This is a genomic window from Nitrospiria bacterium, from assembly GCA_035498035.1.
Lineage (GTDB): Bacteria > Nitrospirota > Nitrospiria > JACQBZ01 > JACQBZ01 > JACQBZ01.
This window is the reverse complement of record DATKAN010000002.1, coordinates 1-8,534: the sequence shown is the minus strand read 5'-3', so window position 1 is coordinate 8,534 and position 8,534 is coordinate 1. Positions and strand designations below refer to the sequence as shown.

The window sequence follows — 8,534 nt, the reverse complement described above, 5'->3', positions numbered from 1 at the left end:
GACCTTCCCCTCGGGATCGTGGTCGGCCTCGAGCTGCGCCATAAAGCGGCCCTGGAGGCCTTCATTGCGGATGTTTCCAACCCCGCCTCGCCGAATTTTCAGCATTTCCTGAGCCAGGAAGAGTTTAATGATCGGTACGGGCCCACGCCGGAGGAGGAGCAACGCGTCGTGGAGTGGCTCACGGCCAGCGGGTTCCGGGTAACCGACCGCTTCCCGAACCGTCTCCTGGTGGGCGCCGTGGGGGACAACGCGGCCGCGGAGCGCGCCTTCGGGGTGAGCGTGCACAACGTATCCCTCCGGGGCCGGCTCAAGTACGCCGCCATGAATGAGCCTTTCTTTCCCGCGGACATCGCGGGTTTCGTCACCGGCGTCGCGGGCCTGGACAACCTGGCGGAGATGAGGCCCATGCTTCGCGCAAACTCCATCCTGGCGCCGGAGGCGAAGCTGGGCGCGAACTGCTGCCATTTCTCCCCGTATGATCTCATAACCTTCTACGACGACACGCTCGGCTACCGCGGCCGCGGCCAGACCATCGTCATCGCCGGCGCCTACGCGTGGAGCGGCAGCGACCAGAGCTCCTTCAACACGGTGTGGGGTTTCCCCCAGCTCCCCGCCGGAAGCGGCCAGGTCTGCACGGGGCGGTCGGGGGCCAGGAGCTGCCAATTCAACGCCCAGAACTCCATTGAGGTCAGCCTCGACGCGGAGTACAGCCACGCCACCGCGCCCTACGCCGTCGTCATGAATTACATGGCGGGCTCGACGACCTTCGCCTCCTTTGCGGTGATGTACAACCGGATCGTCTCGGACAACCCCGGCCACATCGTGAGCACGAGCTGGGGCGCTTGCGAGACCGGGATCTCCGCGGGCACCCAGACCACCGACGACAACATCTTCGCCAACGGCAACGCGATCGGCCAGAGCTGGTTCGCAGCCTCGGGCGACAACGGCTCCCGGGACTGCGGCACCTCGACCGTCACGGTCGACCACCCGGCCAACTCGCCCCACATCGTGGGGGTCGGCGGCACCTCGGCGACCTGCGCCTCCGGGATGACCTCCGGCAGTCCTCCCTGCGGCGGCTACGGCTCGGAGACGGCGTGGAGCGGCGGCGGAGGGGGAAGGAGCGCCGTCTTCGTCAAGCCGAGCTGGCAGACCGGCTGCAACGTCCCGGCGGACGGCGCGCGCGACGTGCCCGACGTGAGCCTCGAGGCGGATCCCAATCAGTATGGAAACTACGTCCTCAACAACGGAACGTGGAACATTGTCGGCGGCACCAGCGACGCCGCGCCCCAGTGGGCCGGGTTCTTCGCCGAGCTGGTCCAGAAGAACGGCGGGGCCGGACTGGGGAATCCCGGCCTCCGCCTCTACCAACTGTGCGGCTCGAGCGCCTATCATGACGTCAGCGCCGGAAGCAACGGCGATTTCTCGGCCGGGCCCGGCTACGACCAGACGACCGGCGTCGGCACCCCCGAGGCCTTCAACTTCATCGTGAATTACTAAGGCCGCACCCTCCGGAAGGGCCGTGAAGCCGGACCTTGTCTTCTCCATTCAAAATCCCCGCGAACGGGACCCGCTCCATCGCCTTTTATTTTGTATAACAAATACATATAGTTCGTACACAAAATAGTTGTTGTCCAACGCTCCGGGCTGTGCTACGATAGCTCCTACGTTAAGATAATTCGATCATTCCATAAGCACCTTCGCCTTGCATCGCCGAATGGCGGCCTTCTTTGGCCCGACGGGCCGGACCGAATGCGGTTCGCCGGGAATCCGTGCCGACCGGATCCGAATTTTATGGGACGAAAGTTCAATCGGACCGATCGACAGGGGTGTACGAACGGGACAATTGAGAGGGAGTCCCGTTCCGGGAAAATTGGAAGGATTTTATCTTGCGAGCAGGAAACGAGAGGGTGACGGTGCTGGAACGGCGATCCCGGCCTTCCAAAAAACCAATGCGGTTTTCGTTCCAATAACCCCCAAGAACCGAGCGGCGCTTCGTCGGCGGTTCTTGTTTACGGCGCGCCCTGGATTACCCCCCGGGGTGCGCCGTTCTTTTTTCCGCAGGTCCACGGTGAATGTAGCCGAAGCCCAAGGGCCGATGTTTTCATTTATCCGCATGACGACTTCGCCTCGGTCCGATGCGACCCGGCGTGGAGGGGTTTCGATGGAAGCGCATTCTCGAATCCGGGCCGGATCTGAGGATCGGATGGATGAGAAGCCGGATTGATCCGGGGCGGACGTGTCCGGGAGCCTTCGCTCTTGACGCGGTCGGGGCGGCGCGCTACACTGGGCCGGTACTTTAAGGGACGATCGAGCCGTGGGATTGTATCAAAAACAGAAAAAGTATTTCGAGAAGGCGTACGAGAGCGGAAGTCACGGCTGGCCGACCGTCGGTCCGACCCCGTTCGTCCTGCGCGCGATCCCTCGAATACGGAAATCGCTCGATTCCGGCCGAGGGCGGATTCTGGACCTGGGCTGCGGGGAGGGCCGGCACACGGTGGCCTGCGCGCGGGAAGGGTTTGACGTCGTGGGACTGGATTATCAGCCGCTCGCGATCCGCCGGGCGCGGGCCTTTTCGCGGGGGCAAAAAGTCCGGGGCCGGTTCCGCTTCATGGTCGGCGACGCGTTCCGGCTGTCGTTTCCCGCGAACGCCTTCGATGCGATCATCGATTACGGCTGCCTGCACCATGTGAAGATCGCCGACACGCGTCGTTACTTTAGTAGTGTTCTGCCGCGCCTGAAGCCCGGCGGCCATCTGATCCTGTCCTGTTTTTCGACGCGGTTCAAGCACCATCCGGATGAAAAACGCAGCCGAAACTGGCTGGTCCACCGGGGCCATTACGACCGGTTTTTCAGGAAAGGGGACTTCAAGAGGCTGTTCGGAAAACAGTTCGACATTTTGAAGATCGAGGAACGGGGCGACGGCTTGTATGTCTTCTGGGACGTATTGATGAGAAAGAAACAGGATCCAGTCTGAGAGCGGAGGAACGGTGCCCAACATCGCGTTTGTGAACGGACGATTCATGCCCCTGACGCAGGCCCGCGTCTCGGTGGAGGACCGCGGGTTTCAATTCGGCGACGGCATCTACGAGCTGATCCGGACCTACGGCGGCCGGGTCTTTCATATCGACGATCACCTCCGGCGGCTCGAGCAGAGCGCCGAGGCGCTCGGGCTTTCGATGGCCTATTCAAAATCCCGCTGGAAAGCGATCCTGGAAAAAGCCCACGCCAAAAGCGGCTACCCGGATGCAAAGCTTTATGTCCAGATCACGCGGGGGACGGCCCCCAGGGATCATTCCTTTCCAAAGCAAACCCGGCCCAGCGTGATCGTCACGGTCCGGAAGCTGACGCCGCTTCCGGCCCCGCTCCATGAAAAGGGGGCCTCGGTGATCACGGTGCCGGACCTTCGATGGGGCCGTTGCGACATCAAATCGATCAATCTCCTTCCCAACATCATGGCCCGACAGAAGGCCCGTTCGTCCGGAGCCTTCGAGGCGCTCTTCGTGCGGGACGGGCTGGTCCTGGAAGGGGCCGGGTCCAACGTCTTTGCCGTGATCGGCGGCCGGATCGTCACCCCGCCGAACGGCCCGTTCATCCTGCCCGGAATCACGCGGGACCTTACGATCGGCCTGGCCCGAGAGGCCCGCGATCCGGTGATCGAAAAGGGGATCACGCTGGCGGATCTGCTCGGCGCCGAGGAGGTCTTCCTGACCGGCACGACCACCGAGATCCTGCCGGTCGTCAAGGTGGACGGGCGGGCGATCGGTGACGGGCGGCCCGGCCGGACGACCCGCCGGCTCTATCAGCAATTTATCCAGACCACCCGTCCGTAAACGGATGGATCCGGTCACGCACACCCTGGTCGGCGTCGGGTTGGCCAACGCCTTGTTCCGGAAGCGGATCGGTTCCCCGGCCGTTCCCGTCCTCGCGCTGGCCTCGAACCTCCCGGACATCGACGCCGTCGTTCATCTCACGGGCGATCCGACCGCCATCCTGATGCGGCGGACCTTCGGCCACTCCGTCTTTCTGCTTCCATTGTGGTCCCTGGGTCTTGCGCTGATCCTCCGGCGCTTCTACCCTGAGACGGGTTTTGGCCGCCTGCTCGGACTCGTCCTTCTGGGGGCCTACGTCCATCTGTTTTTCGACCTGGTGAATTCCTTCGGCGTGGTGCTGCTCTGGCCGTTGAGCGACCGGCGGCCGGAGCTGGCGATCATCTTTATCATCGATTTTATCCTGACCGGCCTTCTGGCCGCGCCCTTGCTGCTGGCCGTCTCCCGCCGGCTTCGGCCGCATCTCGTCTTAATGTCCCGGATCGCGATGACGGGCGTCGCGGTCTACATCCTCTTTTGCGAGGGCAACCGGATGATCGCCCGGCGGGCGCTCGCGTCGGAATCGTCGAAACTCACGGCGCGTCCCGAGTTCAGCTACGTCTTTCCCGAGCCTCTGGGTCCGCACCGCTGGCGGGGCGTGGTCCGCATCGGCGACACCTACCGGATTTATCTGATCCACACCCTGGCGGAGAAGATCGACTTTGTCGGCCAGGAGCAGACAGCCCTCGGTAATTCCGCCGTGGAGTCGGCCCGCGCGACGGTCCTGGGGCGACGGCTGGAGTGGTTCTTCAAGGCGCCGGTCTGGACGGTGGAAGACGAAACGGCCCTGGCCGACCTCTCCTCCAAGGATTCGATTGTGGTGAGCGTCCACGACCTGCGGTTCCGTTCCGCCGTGGTCAATCAAGACGGATTCTTTGTCTTCCGCTTCCGCGTTTTTCCGGACGGCCGCGTGGAGGGGTTGTAGGGGGGCGGGCGGCGCTTGACACGGCGCAACAAAGGTTATAATCTGCCGTCCATGGACGCATCGGTGGGCGGGGAGCCGCCGGTCTGGGAGGGACGCCCCGCGCTGGGTTACTACTTCTTCCTCTGGTTCTTCGTCGCCATACTCGGCGTCCGCGGATGGATTTCGCTGCGGATGGGATACCTTGAAAGTATGGTGATCCATCTGGCCGGTATCGCGATGCTGGTCGCCCTGGCCCTGTTCCTGCGCCGGACCACCCGCTACCGGGTCACGCGCGGGGCCGTTTCCCGGTCGGAGGGCTTCTTGGGGGAAGGGGAACGGTCCTTTCCGATTTCGACGATCGCCTCGGTCCGCGAGCTTCAGGGTCCCCTGGACCGGCTCCTGGGATGCGGCGATGTGCTGTTGTATTTTAAGGATGGAACCCATGAGCGGCTGGCGGGCGTGAAGGACCCGGACGTCGTATGCCGCAAGATTGCGGCGTTGCTGTGACGGATCGCTCATCCCGCAGCGGCCGGAACAAAATCGCGGGAAACGGCCTCTGAGCGCTTAATCGATCGCGCCGCGCCGCCGGACCACGATTTCCTTGATTACGGTGACCGACGCAAGGTGGAGGAGTCCGATGATGATCTTCCCGATGTCCCCCGGCGGGATCATCTCCTCCCTGGGGACCGGGGCGTCCTCCACCATCGGCGTGTCGACATAGGCCGGGCAGATGGCGGTGGCCCGGACCCCGTGTCCGATCGCCTCCGCCAGGAGGCTCTCGGTCAGGCCGATCATGCCGAACTTGGACGCGGAGTACGCCCCCGCGCCCGCCATGCCCTCCTTCCCGGCCAAGGACGAGATGTTCACGATGTATCCGGAGCGCTGCCGCTTCATAACCGGCAACACGGCCTTCGTGTAGAGGAAGGTTCCCTTCAGATTGATCCCCAGGGTCCGGTCCCAATCGGCCTCCGCCGTCTCCTCGATGGAGCTCCATTGAGCGGTGCCGGCGTTGTTGACCAGGAGGTCGACCCGGCCCCAGGCGTCAACCGTCTGACGGACCATCGCCTCGACCTGGGAGGCCACGGAGACGTCGGCCGGGATCGCGAGGACCCGGTCCTTCCCCTGGGCTTCCTTCTCCAAGGCCGCCCGCGCGCGGGAGAGTTTATCTTTATTTCGCCCGGCGACGGCCACGCGCATCCCTTCGGACAGGGCCGCCCGGGCGACGGCCAACCCGATCCCGCTGCTTCCCCCGGTCACGAGCGCGACTTGATCTTTAAGATGGGACATGAGGGCTATTGTGCCACCGGAAGAGGCCGGGAGTCAAACGGAATGGGGGGAGGAAGCCGGTTGGGTGTCGGGGCGTTCCTTTGACGATGGATATCGAAAGATCTGCAAGGAGGACATCCCGCTCTATTGGATGGAACGGGCCGGGGTTGGATGGGTCGATTCTTTTCCTAACCGTTGGGGAATCGTTCAAACCCCATCGGATACACCATGAATTCTACCTGAAAGCGAGTTCCTTTAAGCCGAAGCTTTTATTACACAATTCATATGGTAAACCATAAAAAAGCCCGGCAGTCAGATGACCGATGGGCGCAACATTGTCCCGGCTTTTCAGAACTCTTTCACATAAATTTTCTCCTTAAAGTGACCAAACTCGCCATGCCGGACCCTAGGAAAAGCCATGTTCCTGGTTCCGAAACTTGGACCGATCTAATGCCATCACGAACGGCCCAAAGAAGACCCGAATCAGTTTCAGGGTTACCTTGGCTGCCGTTGTTGAAATCGAATTGCCACCCGCAAGTGTCGGGATAACTTGGATCATAATTATGGCACTTTGTCGACGACCAGTAGGAAGGGAACAGATTAGATTCGTCCGGATACTGGGGAACAATTATGCCACTAAAGAGTCCCACATCTGGATTGTTGCTGTTCAGAATCGAATCTCCTGCGATCCCTCCTAAATCAGTATAAAAGAGATGTCCCATTTCACTGTTGACACAGTCATACCCAAGACATGGCCCGCTGCCATCTTGATTATAAGCTGTCGGAAGCCTCCAGTCATCAAAACCTGCGAAATTGAGAGCATCTGCCATTTCTAAAGCCACACTCCAAGGCATGGTGTGCTCTCCTAACCCATTCCATATTCCCGTTTGTATTCCCTCCTGTATCATCACACTTAAGGGGTCCTTTAGCCAGCTTATCTGCATGTCCGGATCATATATCGTCCCGTCATGCATGTCGATGAGCATTGCCTGTGAGACCCCCACCAGGCCAAATACAACAGCGAAAAGGATAAATACGATAATTGACGTGATTCTCATGGAATTCTCCTTGACAATATAAGAACATTATTTCAACCAAAAGTAAATGCAAATTTAATACTACATGAACCACCATTTTTTTAAAGAAGGGGCCAACTGGCCGACAAGAATCAGGGTCAGGTCTTTACATTGTCAATAATGCGCGTGTGAAGATCATAGAACGCGATCTTGCATCAGAAGAAAATGCCACCATAGTCTGATTCGATCAGCCCCGGCGCCCGGGCGTGTCTGATTCCTGGTTAGACGGGTGATATTTTGTATTTGACATTTATTCAAAAATTATGTTTATACTGGGCCGCGAATTCCGACAGATAAATTTCACGACCTGAACACGGACCTTCTTAGAGGCCGGGCGCTCCTCACAGGATCGATAGGGCCTCCTGTGGATTGCAACCGGGCAGCGCTTGAGGCTTCTCTTTGAGGAGCATAACCATGCGCCGTCCATCGCGGTTTGGCCATCGGGTTGTCTATTATAGAAGCCTTCTTCTGAGCCGAGTCTCGGGGGAAGGCTTTTGTGTTTTTATCACCGGGTTCGTTTTAACCCTTGGGATGTCCCTTCCTTCCTCATTCGGCCTGGAGACCGCGGCGGATCTCGTGTTGGGCCAGGTTGATTTTACGCGGAATGGGACCAACGGCGGGTTTGGCTCCACCAATCGCATCGGTCTCAATGTGCCGTTTGCGGTGGTCCTTGATCGAAGCGTCGTTCCCAACCGGGTTTATGTTTCCGATTACAATAACAACCGGGTGCTGGGGTGGGGGAATATCTCCGCCTTAAGGAACGGGGCGCCCGCGGATCTGGTCATCGGCCAGCCCAATTTCTCCACGGGGAGTTGCAACACAGGGGGGATCAACGCGGGCACGCTTTGCGTCCCAATGGGATTGGCCGTGGATGGAGCGGGGAACCTTTATGTGGCAGATCGGGGGAACTCCCGCATATTAGTGTATTTCACTCCGTTTTCTAGCGATGGAATTGCAGATAGGGTGTTGGGGCAGACCAATTTTACTTCGGGGGGCTGCAGCAATCCAAGCTCTTCATCGGCCGCCGCCGGCAGTCTTTGCGCTCCGGTGGGTGTCGCGGTGGATAGTTCGGGCAATGTATACGCAGCCGATATGGGCAACAATCGGGCCTTGGAATTCGACACACCCCTCGGCACCGATGCCATCGCCGACCGTGTCTTCGGACAATCAAATTTTACCGGAAGGGCAGCGGGGCCGGGTCCCGTAGGTCTTAACCAACCTTATGCCGTAGAGGTGGACGGGACGGGCAATGTATTTGCGGCCGATTTTGGGAACAACCGGGTATTGGAATACAACACGCCTCTGTCCTCGGACAGTTACGCGGACCGCGTCTTCGGGCAGCCTAATTTCACCTCGACATCGGAGAACACGGGGGGAGTGAGCGCCGGAAGTCTGCGAAATCCATCGGGTGTAACGGTGGAC

At 60.3% G+C, this 8,534-nt stretch carries 8 protein-coding genes; 6 read left to right on the top strand and 2 right to left on the bottom strand.

Annotation, left to right across the window (positions count from 1 at the left end):
* The 5 genes from VMN77_00065 to VMN77_00045 form a co-directional block, all read left to right on the top strand.
* Positions 1 to 1,497 (top strand): S53 family peptidase (locus VMN77_00065; GenBank protein ID HTN42170.1); only part of this gene is annotated, 1,497 nt, incomplete at its 5' end.
* 817 nt (positions 1,498 to 2,314) lie between these two features.
* Positions 2,315 to 2,974, top strand: coding sequence for a methyltransferase domain-containing protein (locus tag VMN77_00060; GenBank protein ID HTN42169.1), 660 nt, complete (start codon positions 2,315 to 2,317; stop codon positions 2,972 to 2,974).
* Positions 2,975 to 2,987: 13 nt separating this feature from the next.
* Positions 2,988 to 3,830, top strand: a complete 843-nt coding sequence (gene dat / locus VMN77_00055; protein ID HTN42168.1) for a D-amino-acid transaminase — start codon at positions 2,988 to 2,990, stop codon at positions 3,828 to 3,830.
* A gap of 4 nt (positions 3,831 to 3,834) precedes the next feature.
* Entirely contained in the window at positions 3,835 to 4,791 is a 957-nt protein-coding gene (locus VMN77_00050; GenBank protein ID HTN42167.1) for a metal-dependent hydrolase, read from the top strand.
* Between the two features lie 15 nt (positions 4,792 to 4,806).
* Positions 4,807 to 5,277 carry a PH domain-containing protein gene (locus tag VMN77_00045; protein HTN42166.1) on the top strand — a complete coding sequence of 157 codons (471 nt, stop codon included), beginning with the start codon at positions 4,807 to 4,809 and terminating at the stop codon, positions 5,275 to 5,277.
* Positions 5,278 to 5,334: 57 nt separating this feature from the next.
* Here the strand turns inward: VMN77_00045 and VMN77_00040 are convergent, their stop codons facing one another.
* Both VMN77_00040 and VMN77_00035 read right to left on the bottom strand, forming a co-directional pair.
* Complete coding sequence (locus VMN77_00040) at positions 5,335 to 6,057, bottom strand: SDR family oxidoreductase (protein ID HTN42165.1); 723 nt, start codon at positions 6,055 to 6,057, stop codon at positions 5,335 to 5,337.
* Positions 6,058 to 6,395: 338 nt separating this feature from the next.
* The gene (locus VMN77_00035; GenBank protein HTN42164.1) at positions 6,396 to 7,094 is read right to left on the bottom strand and encodes a hypothetical protein; all 699 of its coding nucleotides are present in this window, start codon (positions 7,092 to 7,094) and stop codon (positions 6,396 to 6,398) included.
* 432 nt (positions 7,095 to 7,526) lie between these two features.
* On the opposite strand from VMN77_00035, the gene VMN77_00030 reads away from it, so the two are divergent.
* On the top strand, positions 7,527 to 8,534 hold a 1,008-nt coding region (locus VMN77_00030; protein ID HTN42163.1), incomplete at its 3' end, for an NHL repeat-containing protein.

Excerpts from the sequence above, each read along its gene's own strand:
- VMN77_00050 (HTN42167.1), top strand. The coding sequence starts at position 3,835 with ATGGATCCGGTCACGCACACCCTGGTCGGCGTCGGGTTGGCCAACGCC.
- VMN77_00040 (HTN42165.1), bottom strand. The coding sequence starts at position 6,057 with ATGTCCCATCTTAAAGATCAAGTCGCGCTCGTGACCGGGGGAAGCAGC.
- VMN77_00035 (HTN42164.1), bottom strand. The coding sequence starts at position 7,094 with ATGAGAATCACGTCAATTATCGTATTTATCCTTTTCGCTGTTGTATTT.